This is a genomic window from Jiangella anatolica (assembly GCF_003236295.1).
Lineage (GTDB): Bacteria > Actinomycetota > Actinomycetes > Jiangellales > Jiangellaceae > Jiangella > Jiangella anatolica.
In genome coordinates, this window is the sequence record NZ_POTW01000028.1 from 11,909 (window position 1) to 28,218 (window position 16,310).

The 16,310-nt window shown below is 72.9% G+C and carries 14 protein-coding genes and 1 pseudogene; 1 reads left to right on the forward strand and 14 read right to left on the reverse strand.

Annotated features, from left to right (window positions below):
- Positions 1-31 precede the first annotated feature (31 nt).
- The 9 genes from ccsB to C1I92_RS13685 form a co-directional block, all read right to left on the reverse strand.
- Positions 32-1,030 carry a c-type cytochrome biogenesis protein CcsB gene (ccsB, locus tag C1I92_RS13645; protein ID WP_111255212.1) on the reverse strand — a complete coding sequence of 333 codons (999 nt, stop codon included), beginning with the start codon at positions 1,028-1,030 and terminating at the stop codon, positions 32-34.
- On the reverse strand, positions 1,030-2,643 hold the full coding sequence (gene resB / locus C1I92_RS13650) for a cytochrome c biogenesis protein ResB (RefSeq protein ID WP_111255213.1): 1,614 nt from the start codon (positions 2,641-2,643) through the stop codon (positions 1,030-1,032). Before resB ends, ccsB begins: the two co-directional genes overlap by 1 nt.
- Before the next feature lie 13 nt (positions 2,644-2,656).
- Positions 2,657-3,400, reverse strand: coding sequence for a cytochrome c biogenesis CcdA family protein (locus C1I92_RS13655; RefSeq protein WP_111255214.1), 744 nt, complete (start codon positions 3,398-3,400; stop codon positions 2,657-2,659).
- The gene (locus C1I92_RS13660) at positions 3,397-4,005 is read right to left on the reverse strand and encodes a TlpA family protein disulfide reductase (RefSeq protein WP_111255215.1); all 609 of its coding nucleotides are present in this window, start codon (positions 4,003-4,005) and stop codon (positions 3,397-3,399) included. The genes C1I92_RS13655 and C1I92_RS13660 overlap by 4 nt, the downstream gene beginning before the upstream one ends.
- Entirely contained in the window at positions 4,005-4,652 is a 648-nt protein-coding gene (locus C1I92_RS13665) for a histidine phosphatase family protein (protein WP_111255216.1), read from the reverse strand. Before C1I92_RS13665 ends, C1I92_RS13660 begins: the two co-directional genes overlap by 1 nt.
- Entirely contained in the window at positions 4,649-5,959 is a 1,311-nt protein-coding gene (hemL, locus tag C1I92_RS13670; RefSeq protein WP_111255217.1) for a glutamate-1-semialdehyde 2,1-aminomutase, read from the reverse strand. The genes C1I92_RS13665 and hemL overlap by 4 nt, the downstream gene beginning before the upstream one ends.
- Positions 5,960-6,037: 78 nt before the next feature.
- Positions 6,038-7,573, reverse strand: coding sequence for a M28 family peptidase (locus C1I92_RS13675; protein WP_111255259.1), 1,536 nt, complete (start codon positions 7,571-7,573; stop codon positions 6,038-6,040).
- A 137-nt stretch (positions 7,574-7,710) separates the two neighbouring features.
- Positions 7,711-9,159 (reverse strand): catalase, encoded by a 1,449-nt coding sequence (locus C1I92_RS13680; protein WP_111255218.1) that lies wholly within the window; start codon positions 9,157-9,159, stop codon positions 7,711-7,713.
- Positions 9,156-9,602 carry a Fur family transcriptional regulator gene (locus C1I92_RS13685; RefSeq protein WP_111255219.1) on the reverse strand — a complete coding sequence of 149 codons (447 nt, stop codon included), beginning with the start codon at positions 9,600-9,602 and terminating at the stop codon, positions 9,156-9,158. The genes C1I92_RS13680 and C1I92_RS13685 overlap by 4 nt, the downstream gene beginning before the upstream one ends.
- A gap of 89 nt (positions 9,603-9,691) precedes the next feature.
- Here C1I92_RS13685 and C1I92_RS13690 point away from each other — a divergent pair.
- A pseudogene (locus tag C1I92_RS13690) lies at positions 9,692-10,575 on the forward strand (alpha/beta fold hydrolase).
- 5 nt (positions 10,576-10,580) lie between these two features.
- On the opposite strand, the gene hemB reads toward C1I92_RS13690, so the two are convergent.
- Genes hemB through C1I92_RS13715 form a run of 5 tightly spaced genes read right to left on the reverse strand, consistent with a single transcriptional unit; the run spans position 10,581 to position 16,225 of the window.
- Positions 10,581-11,564, reverse strand: a complete 984-nt coding sequence (gene hemB, locus C1I92_RS13695) for a porphobilinogen synthase (protein ID WP_111255220.1) — start codon at positions 11,562-11,564, stop codon at positions 10,581-10,583.
- Between the two features lie 15 nt (positions 11,565-11,579).
- Positions 11,580-13,217: a bifunctional uroporphyrinogen-III C-methyltransferase/uroporphyrinogen-III synthase gene (locus tag C1I92_RS13700; protein WP_438940528.1), complete on the reverse strand. Its 1,638-nt coding sequence runs from the start codon at positions 13,215-13,217 to the stop codon at positions 11,580-11,582.
- Positions 13,192-14,133, reverse strand: a complete 942-nt coding sequence (gene hemC / locus C1I92_RS13705; protein ID WP_111255222.1) for a hydroxymethylbilane synthase — start codon at positions 14,131-14,133, stop codon at positions 13,192-13,194. Before hemC ends, C1I92_RS13700 begins: the two co-directional genes overlap by 26 nt.
- Complete coding sequence (locus C1I92_RS13710) at positions 14,130-15,494, reverse strand: glutamyl-tRNA reductase (protein ID WP_111255223.1); 1,365 nt, start codon at positions 15,492-15,494, stop codon at positions 14,130-14,132. The genes hemC and C1I92_RS13710 overlap by 4 nt, the downstream gene beginning before the upstream one ends.
- Positions 15,491-16,225, reverse strand: coding sequence for a redox-sensing transcriptional repressor Rex (locus tag C1I92_RS13715; RefSeq protein ID WP_111255224.1), 735 nt, complete (start codon positions 16,223-16,225; stop codon positions 15,491-15,493). Before C1I92_RS13715 ends, C1I92_RS13710 begins: the two co-directional genes overlap by 4 nt.
- Positions 16,226-16,310: the final 85 nt, after the last annotated feature.

The following is a 16,310-nucleotide window of genomic DNA, read 5'->3' on the forward strand; positions in this document are numbered from 1 at the left end:
GCGAGCCGTCCTCGCCGGCAGGCAGCGACGGTCAGAGACCGCCGTACGAGTGCAGGCCGTTGAACAGGATGTTCACGCCGAAGTAGCTGAACAGCACCGTGCCATAGCCGATCAGCGCGACCACGGACGCCTTCGAGCCCTTCCAGCCGGCCGTCGCCCGGGCGTGCAGGTAGGCGGCGTAGGCGAGCCAGGTGATCAGCGCCCACACCTCCTTGGGGTCCCAGCCCCAGTACCGGCCCCACGAGACCTCGGCCCAGATCGCGCCGAGGATGAGCGGGCCGAACGTCCAGATGGGGAACGCGATCGCGGTCAGCCGGTAGGCCAGCCGGTCCAGCCCGGCCGACTCCGGCAGCGACGCGCCGAAGCCCGTGGTCCGGCCGCGCTCGGCGGCCCGCTCGGACACGATCTGCAGCGCGCTGACCACGGCGCCGACGGTGAACAGGCCGAACGCGAGCACCGCGCAGCCGACGTGGATGACCAGCCAGTACGACTGCAGCGCCGGCTGCACCGGGCCCGGCGGCACGTAGAGGAAGGTCGACGCGAGCCCGACGGTGACGAAGATCAGCAGCACCGCCCAGACGGCGACGACGCGGCCGACGACGGTGCGGGCGAGGGCGATGAAGACGATCGAGGCGACCAGCGTGCCGGTGATGGAGAACTCGTACATGTTCGCCCACGGCGCCCGCTCGGTCCCGAGGCCGCGCATGACGACACCGGCGGCGAGCGCGACGGTGGTCAGCGCGAACAGCCCGCGGCCCAGGCCGCCGAGGCGGTCGGCCCGCTCCTGCAGCTCCGCGTCGCCCGGACCGGACGGAGCGGACGCCGTCGCCTCGTCGGCCGGTGCGGCGGACGCCGATGCGGCGACGCCGACCAGCTCGCGCTCCGGCTCGGCCGCGGCCTCCGTCACGGCGCGGCGGCGACGGCTGTGGATGCCGGCCTCGGCGCAGAAGGCCAGCCAGGACGCCAGGTAACCGAGCGTCGCGACCACCACGACGTAGCGGCTCCACTCGGCGACGGCATCGAGGTCCATCAGTCCTCCCTCTTTCCTTCCGCGCCGCCAAGGCGCAGCAACAGCCCATCGGTGATGGCGCCGATCTCGTCGGCGAGGCGATCGCCGGACGAGCCCTCGGCCCGGTGCAGCCCCGCGACCTCGACCACGGTACGCCCCTCGGGTCCGACGCTCGTACGCACCCAGGCGCGGCGCCGGCGCGCGTACAACGAGCCCATCAGCCCGATCACCGCCGCCACCCCGCCGACGAGCGCCAGCTCGCGGCCGGAGTTGCGGCCGATCTGCAGGTTCACCCAGGTCACGTAGCCGTCGAAGGTGATGGAGCGGCCGTCGGGCAGTCCGACCGTCTCGCCGACGGGCAGCCGCGCGCGGTACGGCTCGCCGCCGTCGCCCAAGTACTGCTCCATGTCCTCGGTGTCGAGCCGGTAGATCGACTGCGGCTGGCCGTCGTCGAGGCCGAGGTCGCCGTGCCACGCGGTCAGGTACACCTCGGGGTTGCGCGCGCCGGGGAACACCGACCGCGGCCCGTTCTCGTCGAGGAAGGCGGTCGGCAGGAAGCCGGCCTGGATGCCGATGTCGTCGCCGTACTCCGGCGGCACCTCGACCTTGACCACGCCCTCCGACGTGAAGCTGCCGTCCCGGGGTAGGAACGGCACCGGCCCCTCGGCCAGGATCGTCTCGCCGTCGGCGGCCCGGACGGTGAACGCGGGCGCGTAGCCGGGGCTCATGATGTGCACCGAGGTGCCGTCGATGTTCAGCGGCTCGTTCACCCGGATCGTGTGCGTCTCCGGCTCCGCGCCCGGCTCGCGCACCAGCGTCACCGTCGCCTCGTAGTCGGCGGGCTGCCCGATCTGGTTGCCGGACTCGACGAACTCCATCCGGAACTCGTCGAGGTCCATCGAGAACGGCGGCAGGTCGGCGGTGTCGAACAGCGCGCCGGCGGACAGGCTGTCGAACTGGATGACCTGGTTGGAGAAGCCCGAGCCCTCCGTCACCAGCACCGTCGCCCGGTAGCTGAACAGCCCGCCGAGCGCGACCGCGAGCAGCACCACCACCAGCGCCAGGTGGAACAGCAAGTTGCCGGTCTCGCGCAGGTAGCCGATCTCGGCACCGACGGAGTCCGCCTCGTCCTCTAGGGGCTTGCGCAGCCGGAACCGACGCGACCGCAGCTCGGCCCGGGCGACGGCGAGCGCCTCGTCCGGCGTCGCGTCGACCTCGACCTTCCGATACGCCGGCATCCGGGTCAGCCGTCGCGGCGCCTTCGGCGGCTGCGCCCGCATCGCCTTCCAGTGCTGCCAGCATCGCGGCAGGATGCAGCCGATCAGCGAGATCATCAGCGCGATGTAGATGGCCGCGAACCACGGCGTGGAGTAGACGTCGAACAGGCCGAGCCGGTCGTACCACTGCGACAGCTCGGGGTTGCGGGCGCGGAAGTCGCGGACGTTGAGGGGGTTGGCCTCGGTCTGCGGGATGATCGAGCCGGGGATGGCGGCGACGGCGAGCAGGAACAGCAGGATCAGCGCGACCCGCATCGAGGTGAGCTGCCGCCAGGCCCAGCGGGCCAGCTCCAGCCCGTTCAGGGGCGGCGGCCGGTTGTCCACCGGCGGGCGGGTGTCCATCGGCGTCGTCGTCATCGTGTGCCCATTCCTACACCGCCACCTCGAAGCCGCCGATCCAGCCCTGCATCGACGTCATCAGCTCGCTCCACTGCCCGGTGACCAGCAGCACGCCGAGCACGATCAGCATGATCCCGCCGATGCGCATGACGGCGAGCTGGTGCTGGCGGATCCACTGGAACCACCGGGTGGCCCGCTGGTAGGCCAGCGCCGCCACCAGGAACGGGACGCCCAGGCCCAGGCAGTACGCAAACGACAGCAGCGCGCCCCGGCCGGCGCTGGCCTCGGTGATCGCCAGCGCCTGGACGGCGGCCAGCGTCGGCCCCATGCACGGCGTCCAGCCGATGCCGAACACCGCGCCCAGCAGCGGCGCGCCGGCCAGCCCGACCGCCGGCCGCGCCTCGGTGCGCCAGTCCCGGGACAGCCCCGGCAGCCAGCCGGCGAACAGCAGCCCCAGCCCGATCGTCACCACGCCGAGCACCCGGGTGATGGTCTCGCCGTGCTCCAGCAGCAACGTCCCGAGGCCGCCGAAGAGCAGCCCGTACGAGACGAACACCACGCTGAACCCGAGCACGAACAGCAGCACGCCGAGCACCAGCCGGCCGCGCCGGCCGGCCGCCAGCTCCGCGCCGGACAGCCCGGTGACGTAGCCCAGGTAGCCCGGCACCAGCGGCAGCACGCACGGCGAGAGGAACGAGACGAGCCCGGCCAGCGCCGCCACCGGCACGGCCAGTGCCAGCGAACCGGTCAGGACGGTCTCGCCGAAGGAGCTCACGGTTCCTCAGCGGTGCCCTCCGCCGGCGGGGCCTCGGCCGCGACCTCGCGGACGATGTCGGTGAGCGTCGTCTCGCCGGTCGCGCCCAGGATGCGCGCGGCGATGCGGCCCTCGCGGTCGATGACCAGCGTGCTGGGGATGGCCTGCGGCGGGACGGTGTCGCGGAACGCGAGCAGTGCCTCGGACTTCGGGTCGTAGACGCTCGGGTAGGTGATCCCGAACTCGTCCTCGAACTGCAGCGGCGCGCGGGTGCCGTTCGTGTCGCGGACGTTGACGCCGACGAACTGGACGCCCTCGGGCTGCAGCGCCTCGTAGGCCGCCTGCAGCTCCGGCGCCTCCTTGCGGCACGGCGGGCACCAGGAGCCCCAGATGTTCAGCACGACGACGTCGCCGAGCTGGTCGGCGAGCCGGAAGTCGCCGCCGTCGAGCAGCTCACCGCCGAAGTCGGGCGCCGCGGCCCGCTCGGGCGGGTCGAAGACGCTGATGGTGCCGTCGCCGGCTATGTAGCCGGCCTGGTTGGCGTTGTCGTTGCGCTCGACCTGGCCGTCGGAGCAGCCGGCCAGCGTCAGTGCCGCAGCGGCGGCGAGGAGGACGGTTCGTCGCATCAGGCACCCGCTGAGAAGGGCTTGCCGGCTCGTGGCAGCAGGTCGCCGGCGGGCTCGCTGTAGGCGACCGAGACGATGGTCTCGTCCTCGTACGTGACGGTGGTGAGGCTGGCCAGCGCGCACTCGCGCCGGCGCGGGTCGTGCCAGAGGCGGCGGCCCTCGATGAAGCTGCGGACGGTCCAGATCGGCAGCTGATGCGAGACCAGCACGGCCTCGTGGCCGGCCGCCTCGCGGCGGGCGTCGCTCATCGCGGCCAGCATCCGGGCAGCGATGTCGCGGTACGGCTCACCCCACGACGGCGTGAACGGGTTGCGCAGGTGCCGCCAGTGCCGCGGGCGCCGCAGCGAGCCGTCGCCGACGCCGAACGTCAGGCCCTCGAACACGTTCAGCGCCTCGAGCAGCCGGTCGTCCAGCCGGACCTCCAGGCCGAGCTTCTCGGCCAGCGGTGCGGCGGTCTCCTGGGCGCGCTCCAACGGCGAGCTGACCAGCACGGTGATGTCGCGGTCGGCGACGGCGGCGGCGACCCGTTCGGCCATCGCGATGCCGAGCTCGGACAGGTGGTAGTCGGGCAGCCGGCCGTAGAGCACCTTCGACGGGTTGTGCACCTCGCCGTGGCGCAGCAGGTGCACCCGCGTCAGCTCGCTCATGCCGCCTCCGCCCGGGCGGCGGCCGCGGCGGCCGCCGGCAGCGCTGCGCCGATCCGGTCGATCGCGCGGCCGTCGTGGGCGGCGCTGACGAACCAGGCCTCGAACGCCGACGGCGGCAGGTAGACGCCGGACTCCAGCAGCGAGTGGAAGAACGCGCCGAACCGCTTCGTGCTGGTGCGCTTGGCCGCGGCGAAGTCCGTCACGGGCGCGTCACCGTCGGTGAAGAAGACGCTGAAGAGGTTGCCTGCGTACTGGACGCGGTGCGCGACGCCGGCCGCCGTCAGCGCCTGGCCGACGAGGTCGCCGACCTGCCTCGCGGTCGCGTCGAGGTGGGCGTAGACCCGGGCGTCGGCGAGGCGCAGCGTGGCCAGGCCGGCCGTCGTCGCGACCGGGTTACCGGACAGCGTGCCGGCCTGGTAGACCGGGCCGGCCGGCGCCAGCAGGCCCATCACGTCGGCCGAGCCGCCGAACGCCGCGGCCGGGAAGCCGCCGCCCATGACCTTGCCGAACGTGGTGAGGTCCGGCGTGACGCCGTCGAGGCCGTGCCAGCCCGAGCGGGAGACCCGGAACCCCGTCATCACCTCGTCGAGGATCAGCAGGGCGCCGTGCTCGTGGGCGGTGTCGCGGAGGAACGCGTTGAACCCGTCGACCGGCGCGACGGCGCCCATGTTGCCGGCGGCGGCCTCGGCGATGACGGCGGCGATCTGCTCGCCGTGCTCGGCGAACGCCGCCTTCACCGCGCCGGTGTCGTTGTACGGGAGCACGATCGTGTCGGCCGCGCTGGCCCCCGTCACGCCCGGTGTGTCCGGCAGCGCGAACGTCGCGACCCCGCTGCCGGCCTGAGCGAGCAGGGCGTCGACGTGACCGTGGTAGTGGCCGGCGAACTTCACGATCTTCGTGCGGCCGGTGGCGCCGCGGGCCAGCCGGATCGCGCTCATCGTCGCCTCGGTGCCGCTGGAGACCAGCCGGACCTGCTCGACGCTGGTCCGGGCGACGATCTCCTCGGCCAGCTCGACCTCGGGCTGCGTGGGTGTGCCGTACGACGTGCCCAGCGAGACCTGCGCGCGGACCGCCTCGACGACCGCCGGGTGGGCGTGGCCGAGGATCATCGGCCCCCACGAGCCGACGAGGTCGACGTACTCGCGGCCGTCGGCGTCGTAGAGGTAGGGTCCGGTGGCACGCTGGATGAACCGGGGTGTCCCGCCGACGGCCCGGAACGCCCGCACCGGCGAGTTGACCCCGCCGGGCGTGACGGCCCGCGCACGATCGAAGAGCTCCGCACTGCGCGGCACGTCGTCGTTGGTCACCGCGTCATTCTCGCAAGTGGCCCGAACTGCCCGAACGCCGCCCCCACGGCATCCGGGCCGTCCGGTTCGCCGGCCGTCTCAGCGCCGCAGGTGCGGCCCGCGGAACAACGGCTCCGACTGGCCGGTGGCGGTGCCCTTGCCGGTGCCCTCGATGGCCGACGTGGTCATGGCGAAGGTCAGCGTGGCGTGCGCCGCGGCGTCGGAGAACTCGTCCAGCGCCTGCTCGGACAGGTTGCCGATGTCGTCGCACTCGGCGTGGTAGCAGGGGTCGTACGCCACACCGGCGGTACCGCCGTAGATCGCCGCCTGTTCGGCCGTCTTCACGCCCTCGGCGCCGCTGAACAGGCCGCCGGCCGGGATGCCCACGCTGATGAACGCGTCGTAGTCCGACCGCCCGTCGAACGCGGTCGGCTCGGATTCGAGGCCCTGACCGGCGAAGTAGTCGGTGAACACATCCTCCACGACGCCGGAACCGGTCGAGCCGAGCGAGTCGGTGTCCGACGCGTCGCCGTCGTAGACGAACCGCACATAGTTCGGCGAGCCGACCATGTCGAAGTTCAGGTTCACCGCGGTGTTCTTGACCTCGCGCGGGGTCAGCGAGTCGACGTAGAACTGCGAGCCGATCAGCCCGGACTCCTCGGCACCCCACCACGCGAACACGATCTGGTTGCGCGGCGTGACGTCCAGCTCGGCCAGCTGCAGGGCGATCTCCAGGTTCTGCGCGGAGCCGGACCCGTTGTCGTTGATGCCCTCGCCCTCCGCGACGGAGTCCAGGTGCGCGCCGACGACGACCTGCCGGTCGCCGCGGCCCTCGCCGGTGGTCGCCAGCAGGTTGGCCGTCGGGACGTCGTGGGTGATCAGCGTCGACGTCTCGATGTGCACCGTCACCGGGCCGGTCTGGGTCCGTGCGTACAGGTCCGCGCCGACGGCGAAGCTCGCGCCGAGCACCGGGATCGTCGCCTCCGTGTCGGCGCCGAGCGTGCCCGCGACGGCCTCGGTGCGGCCCTCCTGGCCCTCGTTGAAGATCACGACGGCGTCGTAGCCGGCGGCCTGCGCGTTGGCCGCCTTCACGGTGAAGTCGCACGAGCCGCGCTGGACCAGCGCGACCTGCGGCTCGGTGGCCGACGCCGGCGCGAAGTCGGCGGCCTCGCAGCCGCTGGTGGAGCCGGGCTGCGACGGCGGCGGGATCAGGATGTCGTTGGTGGGCACCAGAGTGCCGGTCACGTCGCCGCTACCGGAGTACTCCATGGTGAGGAAGTCGTCGCCTTCGGCGTATGTGGCCGGCGCGGGCGACACCCGCTCGAACGTCGGCGCGGCCAGCTCCTCGAACGTGTCGAACAGGAACTCCTGCACGGTGGTCTGATAGCCCGCGGCATCGAGCAGGTCCTTGACGTACGCCAGCGAGGCGTCATAGCCCGGCGTCCCCGAGGCCCTGGTGCCGCCGTTCTCGTCGGCGATCTCCTGGAACGCCGTCAGGTGCTCCATGATGCCGGCCGTGGTCACGGCCTCGCGCAGCTCGGTGCTGTCGGTCGGTGTGGCCGCCGGCGCAAGCGGTGCTGCGATCAGTACGCCAGCCGCCGCGGTTCCCACGGCGAACACTGCGTTCCGTCTCATCTCGGCTCCCCAGATCATGGTGTCCTGGAGGGTCCTGCGGAACCCTGTTCAGAGCGTGGAGGCTACGCCTGTGCCGCCACATGCGGAACCCCCTGTGGCCGCGCGGACGCGGTCGCAGGGGGTTCGGCGAGGGTGGGTCAGCGGCCGACGGCCTCCTCGACCCGCTTGCCGAGGGTCTCGTCGACGTTGCGCCAGTACTGGTAGACGCGCTGGCGCAGCTCGGCGTCCTTCACCTGGCCGACGTGGCCGGCGATGTTGCCGACCAGCCGGTCCCGGGCGGCGTCGTCGAGGACCTCGCGGACCAGCGTGCCGGCCTGGCCGAAGTCGTCGTCCTCGGCGTGCAGGGTGGCGGCGGCGCGCACCAGCTCGCCGTCGGACTCCCAGCCGGCGTCGCCGACCAGCGACGGCTGGGCCGCGGGGCCGCCGTGGCTGTTCGGCGCGTACACCGGACGCTCCGGCGAGGCGTAGGAGAAGCGCATGGCGCCGTCCTTGGAGTACGAGTGGACGTCGTTCTTCGGCGCGTTGACGGGCAGCTGCGCGTAGTTGGTGCCGATGCGGTAGCGGTGCGCGTCGGCGTAGGAGAAGATGCGGCCGAGCAGCATCTTGTCCGGGCTGGCGGCGATGCCGGGGACGAAGTTGCTCGGCTCGAACGCGGCCTGCTCGATCTGCGCGAAGTAGTTCTCCGGGTTGCGGTCCAGCCGCAGCGTGCCGACCTTGATCAGCGGGTAGTCGCCCTTCGGCCACACCTTCGTGAGGTCGAACGGGTTGAACCGGTAGTCCGCGGCGTCGGCGTACGGCATGACCTGCACGTGCACCGTCCACGACGGGGCGTCGCCGCGGGCGATCGCCTCGTAGAGGTCGCGGATGTGGTGGTCGGCGTCCTCGCCGGCGATCTGGTCGGCGTCGGCCTGGGTCAGGAACTCGTGGCCCTGGTCGGTGCGGAAGTGGTACTTGACCCAGAACCGCTCGCCGCCGGCGTTGATCCACTGGTAGGTGTGCGAGCCGAAGCCGTCCATGGTGCGCCAGCTGCGCGGCAGCCCGCGGTCGCCCATCAGCCACGTCACCTGGTGCGCGCTCTCCGGCGACAGCGTCCAGAAGTCCCACTGCATGTCGTGGTCGCGCAGGTTCGAGCCCGGCAGCCGCTTCTGCGAGCGGATGAAGTCGGGGAACTTGATGGTGTCGCGCAGGAAGAACACCGGGGTGTTGTTGCCGACGAGGTCGTAGTTGCCCTCGGTCGTGTAGAACTTCAGCGCGAAGCCACGCGGGTCGCGCCAGGTGTCGGGGCTGCCCTGCTCGCCGGCGACGGACGAGAACCGGGCCAGCGCCTCGGTGCGGGCGCCGGGCTGGAACAGCGCCGCCTTGGTGAACTGGCTGACGTCCTCGGTGACCTCGAGGACGCCGAACGCGCCGCCGCCCTTGGCGTGCACCACCCGCTCCGGGACCCGCTCCCGGTTGAACTGGGCCAGCTTCTCGACCAGGTAGTGGTCGTGCAGCACGATCGGCCCGTCCGGCCCGACGGTCAGCGAGTGCGCGTCGCTGGACACCGGTGCGCCGGAGTTGGTGGTCGTGTGCGGCGTAGAGCTCATGCAATCTCCTCGTTCGCGGTTTGGCAGTCGGGGCAGAGTCCCCAGAACGTCACCTCGGCCTCGTCGAGGACGAAGCCGTGCGTGTGCGCGGGCGCCAGGCAGGGCGCCGCCCCGGCGCAGTCGACGTCGGCGATGACGCCACAGCGCCGGCAGATCATGTGGTGGTGGTTGTCGCCGACCCGCGTCTCGTACCGCGCGGTCGACCCGGCCGGCTCCATCCGGCGTAGCAGCCCGGCTTCGGTCAGCGCGTGCAGGACGTCATAGACGGCCTGGGTGGAGACGGCGCCGAGCGAGGCCCGCACGTGCCGCGCGACGGTGTCCGCGTCGGCGTGCGACTCCCGCTCCAGCGCGACGAGAACGCCCACCCGGGGCGCCGTGACGCGCAGCCCGGCCGCGCGCAGCCGAGCGGCCGCGTCGTCGCGCAGCTCCTCGTCGGTGGGCACGGTTCGATCCTCGACGCTTTTCTGGAATGAGTCAAGTAAGCGTCCGATTCCAGCCGTTTGTCCCCTCGGCCGGCGGGAACGAGTCCACCATGTCGACGATCCCGGTTCCGGTCGCCCATCGAAGCGTCTCGCTCGACGGGCTGGAGATCTTCTACCGCGAGGCCGGGCCGCCCGGCGCGCCGGTGGTCCTGCTGCCGCACGGCTACCCGTCCTCGTCGTTCCAGTACCGCGGCTTCATGGCGGCGCTCGGCGACCGGTGGCGGCTGGTCGCGCCGGACTTCCCCGCGTTCGGGTACAGCTCGCAGCCGCCTCGCTCGGAGTTCGACTACACGTCAGCGGCTACGCCGACGTGCTCGACCAGTTCCTCGCGCGGCTCGGCATCGACCGGTTCGCGCTGTACCTGTTCGACTACGGCTCGCAGGTCGGCCTCCAGCTGGCGCTGCGCAAGCCCGAGCGCGTCGCCGCCCTGGTGATCCAGAACGGCGACGCCTACGAGCACACCCACGGGCCGAAGTACGAGCTGCTGCGCCGCTACTGGGCCACGCCGACTCCGCAGCTGCGCGCCCAGCTGGAGGAGGCGGTCACCGAGCAGGGCCTGCGGGAGGAGGTGCTGGGCGAGGTCCCGGCGGACGTCGCAGAGCGGATCTCACCGGACCTGTGGCAGCTGGCCTGGACGCGGATGCGTGACCCGGAGAGCCGGGCGATCATGGTCGACCTGTTCGGCCAGATCGAGGACAGCGTCGCCCGCTTCCCCGAGTACCAGGCGTACCTGCGCGAGCACCGGCCGCCGACGCTGATCGTGTGGGGTCCGCACGACGGCTACATGCCGGCCGAGGCCGCGCACGCGTACCTGGCCGACCTGCCCGACGCCGAGCTGCACCTGCTGCCCGACGCGGGCCACTGGCTGATCAAGACGCACCTGGGCGACCTCGTGCGGCTGACCCGCGACTTCCTCGTGCGGGTCCACACCTGAACGGCTCAGCGGGCGGCGCGCAGCCAGTGAGCGGCCTCGACCGCCCAGTAGGAGAGGACGATGTCCGCGCCCGCCCGGCGGATGGACGTCAGCGTCTCGAGGACGGCGCGGTCGCGGTCGATCCAGCCGCGCTCGGCGGCGGCCTGGATCATCGCGTACTCGCCGGAGATCTGGTACGCCGCCACGGGGACGTCGACGAGGTCGCGGACCCGGGCGAGCACGTCGAGGTAGGACATGGCCGGCTTGACCATCACCATGTCGGCGCCCTCCTCGATGTCGAGGGCGGTCTCGCGTAGCGCCTCGATGCCGTTGGCGGGGTCCTGCTGGTAGGTCTTGCGGTCCCCGACGAGCGATGACTCGACGGCGTCGCGGAACGGGCCGTAGAACGCGGACGCGTACTTGGCGGCGTAGGCGAGGATCGCGACGTCCTGATGACCCGCCGCGTCGAGGGCGGCCCGGGCGGCGCCGACCTGGCCGTCCATCATCCCGCTCGGCCCCACGACGTGGACGCCGGCCTCGGCCTGGGCGACCGCCATGCGGCCGTACACCTCGAGCGTCGCGTCGTTGTCGACCGAGCCGTCCGGCGCCAGCACGCCGCAGTGGCCGTGGTCGGTGAACTCGTCGAGGCACAGGTCGGCCATGACGACCGTCGCGTCGCCCACCTCGGCGACGACCTCGCGGATCGCGGCGTTGAGCGGGCCCTTCGGGTCGACGCCGCCGGAGCCGACGGCGTCCTTCCGGGACGGGATCGCGAACAGCATCAGGCCGCCGACGCCGGCCTCGGCCGCCTCCAGCGACGCCTTGCGCAGAGACTCCATCGTGTGCTGGACGACGCCGGGCATCGACGGGATCGGCCGCGGCTCGGTGGCGCCCTCGCGGACGAACATCGGCAGCACCAGGTGCCGCGGCTCCAGCGACGTCTCCGCGACCAGCCGGCGCATCGCCGGCGTCGTGCGCAGCCGCCGCGGCCGGATCTCCGGGTACCCCATGGTGCGTATCTTCCCCTATTGGGCGTTCTTGCGCCTGGCGGATGCCCGACGCCGCTGCGACGGCTTGAGCACCGGCTCGCCGGCCTCGACCATCGCCAGCCGGCGCGACAGCCCGAACTGCGCCAGCGCGGCGGCCAGCGCCTCGACCGACGGCTCCGGTGCGAGGACGTCGACGCGCAGTCCGTGCTCCTCGGCGGTCTTCGCCGTCTGCGGCCCGATGCAGGCGACGACGGTGGACGAGTGCGGCTTGCCGGCGATGCCGACGAGGTTGCGCACCGTCGACGACGACGTGAACGCGACCGCGTCGAACTTGCCGGTCTTGATCGCGTCGCGGGTCTCGGCCGGCGGCGGCGCCGCGCGCACCGTCCGGTACGCCGTGACGTCGTCGACCTCCCAGCCCATCTCCGTCAGGCCGGCGGCCAGCGTCTCCGTCGCGATGTCGGCACGCGGCAGGAACACCCGGTTGATCGGGTCCAGCACCTCGTCGTACGGCGGCCAGTCGGTCAGCAGGCCGACGGCGGACTGCTCGCCGGACGGGACGAGGTCGGGCTCGATGCCCCACGAGCGCAGCGCGTCGGCGGTCTTCTCGCCGACGGCGGCGACCTTCAGGCCGGACAGCGCGCGAGCGTCCAGCCCGTACGCCGTCAGCTTCTCCTTGACCGCCCGCAGCGCGTTGACCGAGGTGAACGCGATCCACTCGTACCGGCCCTCGACCATGCCGCGGACGGCCTTGTCGATCTGCTGCGGGTTGCGCGGCGGCTCGACGGAGATCGTCGGGACCTCCTCGGGCACGGCGCCGGACCGGCGCAGCGCGACCGACAGCTGGCCGGCCTGCTCCTTCGTGCGCGGCACCAGGACCCGCCAGCCGAACAGCGCCTTCGTCTCGAACCACGACAGCGTGTCGCGGTGCTCGATCGTGTCGCCGACGATGACGACGAACGGCCCCTCGAGCTTCGCCGCGCGCGCGTCGGCGGCCACCGAGGCCAGCGTCGACACGACGGTCTGCTGCTCGACGGTGCTGCCCGACGTCACGACGGCGACCGGCGTCGACGGCACCCGGCCGGCGTCGACGAGCGCCTCGGCGAGGTGGCCGAGCTGCTCGGTGACGCCGGTCAGCAGGATCGTGTCGGCCGTGCACGAGCGCAGGTCGATCTTGCCGCCGACGTCGAAGAACTCGACGCTACGGCGACGGCCGGTCACCAGCGGGATGCCGGCGTGCGCGGCGACCGACGTGGCCGTGGCGACACCGGCGACCACCTCGAACGGGATGCCGGCCTTGGCGCAGGCGAGCGCCTCGTCGGCGCCGGTGGCGTGGGTGAACGGGTCGCCGCCCAGGAGGCGCACCACCCGCCGTCCGCCCTTGGCGACCTGCACGAGACGGCGCCCGCGCGCCGCCGCGGTCAGGACGACGCCCTCGTCGTCGACGCTCACGTCGACGACCTCGACGATGCTGGGCGCGTAGGCGAGCATCGCCCGGTGCGCCGGCTCGTCGATGACGACGACGTCGGCACCGCCGAGCACCTCGACCGCCCGTAGGGTCAGCAGCCCCGGATCGCCGGGACCGGCGCCGACCAAGGCGACGCCACCTTCATCGGTGCGCTTCGCACCTCGCGGAGTGGTCACGACTCTATTCCTCCTTCGACGCCGGCCCACCGGCGTCGACGACTGCCCCGGCCCCGTCGGCGAGAAGCTCCAGCGCGAGGTCGCGCCCGATCTGCTCCGCCCCCCCGAGAGGTCCGGTGGCTGACTTGCGGATACTCACCGACCCGTCGCGTGCTGCGACGACGGCCCGGATGTACAGCTCGAGGCCCTCCTCCCCCTCCGCCGCCTCGGCGTAGGCGCCCACGGGCGCCGTACAACCGGCCTCGAGCACGGCGAGAAGGGTCCGTTCGGCGGTGACGGCCGCCCTGGTGGCGGCGTCGTCCAGCCCGGCCAGCAGCTCGACCAGGGCGGTGTCGTCACCACGGCACTCGACGGCCAGCGCGCCCTGCCCTGGAGCGGGCAGCACCTGCATGGGGTCCAGCACCTCGGTGACGGTGTCCAGCCGGCCCAGCCGCGCGAGCCCGGCCCGGGCCAGCACGACGGCGTCCAGCGTGCCGTCGGCGACCTTGCCCAGCCGGGTGTCGACGTTGCCGCGCAGGCCGACGATCTCGATACCCAGGCCGAGCGCCCGCAGCTGCGCCTCGCGGCGCGGTGACCCGGTGCCGATGCGCGCGCCGACCGGCAGGTCGGACAGCTTGAGCCCGTCGCGGGCGCAGAGCACGTCGCGCGGGTCCTCCCGCTCCGGGACGGCGGCCAGCACCAGCCCGTCGGCCGGCGCCGTCGGCAGGTCCTTGAGCGAGTGGACGGCGAGGTCGACCTGGCCGTCGAGCAGCGCCTCGCGCAGCGCGGCGACGAACACGCCGGTGCCGCCGATGGTCTCCAGCGGCGCCGTGGTGACGTCACCCCTGGTGGTGATCTCGACCAGCTCGACCTCGCGGCCGAGCGCGCGCAGCCGGTCCGCGACCAGCCCGGACTGGGTCAGCGCGAGCTTGCTGCGGCGGGTGCCCAGGCGCAGTGGGGCGGTCATGACGACACCGTCCCGTCGGGCTTGGCGACCGCGTCGATGGAGCGGCGGTCCAGCGCGAACAGCTCGCGCAGCGCGGCCTCGTAGCTGGCGCCGTCGGGCTGGGCGGCCAGCTCCTTGACCCGCACCGTCGGCTGGTGCAGCAGCTTGTCGACCACGCGGCGCACGGTGCGGGCCACCTCGGCCCGGGTGCGCTCGTCGAGGTCGGGCAGCCGGCCGGCCATCCGGGTCAGCTCGGTGTCGACGACGTCGTCGGCCATGCTGCGCAGCGCGACGACGGTGGGCGCGACCTGCGCGGCCCGGCGCGCGGTGGCGAACGCGGCCACCTCGTCGGTGACGATGGAGCGGACGGCGGAGATGTCGCCGGCCAGCACGCGGGCGTCGGCGACGTCGTCCTCGGCCGCCTCGCTCAGCCGGGCCAGGTCGGCCAGCACGACGCCGGGCAGCTCGGCCACGCCGGCGTCGACGTCGCGCGGCAGGGCGAGGTCGACGATCCCGAGCGGGCGGCCGCCGCGGGCGGCGACCGCCGCCTCGACGGTGTCGAACGGCAGCACCACACCGGCCGCGCCGGTGCACGAGATGACGAGGTCGACCTCGCGCAGCGCCGTCGCGAGCTCCGTCATCGGGACGGCCCGGCCGCCGACGGTCTCGGCCACCCGGACGCCGTTCTCCTGCGTGCGGTTGGCGACGGTGACGTCGACGCCCTCGCGCTGCAGCGTCGCCGCGGCCAGCGCCGCCATCGAGCCGGCGCCGACGACCAGCGCGGACGTGCCGGGCAGCAGCTCGCGCCAGGACGCGCCGGCGACCCGGCCGGCGGACCAGCCCTCGGCCGCCACACCGGGCAGCACCCGGGCCAGGCCCAGCGTCACCAGCGAGCGGCCGGCGGCGTCGATGCCGGTCTCGGCGTGCGCCCGCTTGCCCACCCGCAGCGCGGTCTGGAACAGCTCGGTCAGCACCCGCCCGGTCGCGCCGGAGGTCTGCGCGACCCGGAACGCGTCGCGCACCTGCCCGAGGATCTGCGTCTCGCCGACGACCATCGAGTCGAGGCCGCTGACCACGTGGAACAGGTGCGAGACGGCGCGGTCGCCGTAGTGCACGTAGAGGTAGGGGGTGAGCAGTTCGATCGGCGCGCCCGTGTGCACCGACAGCAGCGCGCTGGCCTCCTCGATGCCGCCGTGGAACGTGGCGGTGTCGAGGTACAGCTCCAGCCGGTTGCACGTCGCGACGACGACCGCCTCGGCGATCTGGTCCGACGTCGGGACCTCGTCGAGCAGCTTCGCGACCGCGGCCCGGTCCAGCGCGACGGACTCCAGCACCTCGACCGGCGCGCTACGGTGCGAGACGCCGATGGCCAGCACGCTCATCCGTTCACCGCCTCGGCCAGCTCGGCCGCCTGCTCGGCGGTCAGGGCCAGCGCGGCGCCGTTCTTGCGCTGCTCGTGGTAGGCGAGGATCTGCATCTCGGTGGAGAGGTCGACCTTGCGCAGGTCGACGCCCTCGGGCACCTGCACGATGGCCGGCGCGAAGTTGAGGATGCTGGTGACGCCGGCCGCGACCAGCCGGTCGCAGACCAGCTGCGCGGCCCGGGCCGGGGTGGCGACGACGCCGATGGCGATACCGAGGTCCTGGACGATCTGCTCCAGCTCGTCGGCGTGCCGGACCTTCAGCCCCGCGACCTCCTCGCCCACCCGGCCGGGGTCGGCGTCGACCAACGCGGCGATGCGGAAGCCGCGGGAGGCGAACCCGCCGTAGTTGGCCAGCGCGTGGCCGAGGTTTCCGATGCCGACGATGACGACGGCCCAGTCCTGGGTCAGGCCGATCTCGCGGGTGATCTGGTGGCGGAGGAAGTCGACCTCGTAGCCGACCCCGCGCGTGCCGTAGGAGCCCAGGTAGGAGAGGTCCTTGCGCAGCTTGGCGGAGTTCACTCCGGCGGACGCGGCCAGCTCCTCGGACGACACCGTGGCGACACCGCGCTCGGCCAGCGTCGTCAGCGCCCGCAGGTAGAGCGGCAACCGCGCGACCGTCGCCTCCGGCACACCGCGCGGCACTGCTGCGGCAGGTGTCGGCGTGGACGACGAGCGGCTGTTTCGGGTCACGACACTCCCCGGTCGGCCGGCACGGAAGGCGTCATCCGGGGGCCGGGTGACGGGCCCGAACCGGCAGGCTTTACGATGCGCCCCA

Excerpts from the sequence above, each read along its gene's own strand:
- C1I92_RS13660 (WP_111255215.1), bottom strand. The coding sequence starts at position 4,005 with ATGCGACGAACCGTCCTCCTCGCCGCCGCTGCGGCACTGACGCTGGCC.
- C1I92_RS13680 (WP_111255218.1), bottom strand. The coding sequence starts at position 9,159 with ATGAGCTCTACGCCGCACACGACCACCAACTCCGGCGCACCGGTGTCC.
- ccsB (WP_111255212.1), bottom strand. The coding sequence starts at position 1,030 with ATGGACCTCGATGCCGTCGCCGAGTGGAGCCGCTACGTCGTGGTGGTC.
- hemC (WP_111255222.1), bottom strand. The coding sequence starts at position 14,133 with ATGACCGCCCCACTGCGCCTGGGCACCCGCCGCAGCAAGCTCGCGCTG.
- C1I92_RS13675 (WP_111255259.1), bottom strand. The coding sequence starts at position 7,573 with ATGAGACGGAACGCAGTGTTCGCCGTGGGAACCGCGGCGGCTGGCGTA.
- C1I92_RS13710 (WP_111255223.1), bottom strand. The coding sequence starts at position 15,494 with ATGAGCGTGCTGGCCATCGGCGTCTCGCACCGTAGCGCGCCGGTCGAG.
- resB (WP_111255213.1), bottom strand. The coding sequence starts at position 2,643 with ATGACGACGACGCCGATGGACACCCGCCCGCCGGTGGACAACCGGCCG.
- C1I92_RS13665 (WP_111255216.1), bottom strand. The coding sequence starts at position 4,652 with ATGAGCGAGCTGACGCGGGTGCACCTGCTGCGCCACGGCGAGGTGCAC.
- hemB (WP_111255220.1), bottom strand. The coding sequence starts at position 11,564 with ATGGGGTACCCGGAGATCCGGCCGCGGCGGCTGCGCACGACGCCGGCG.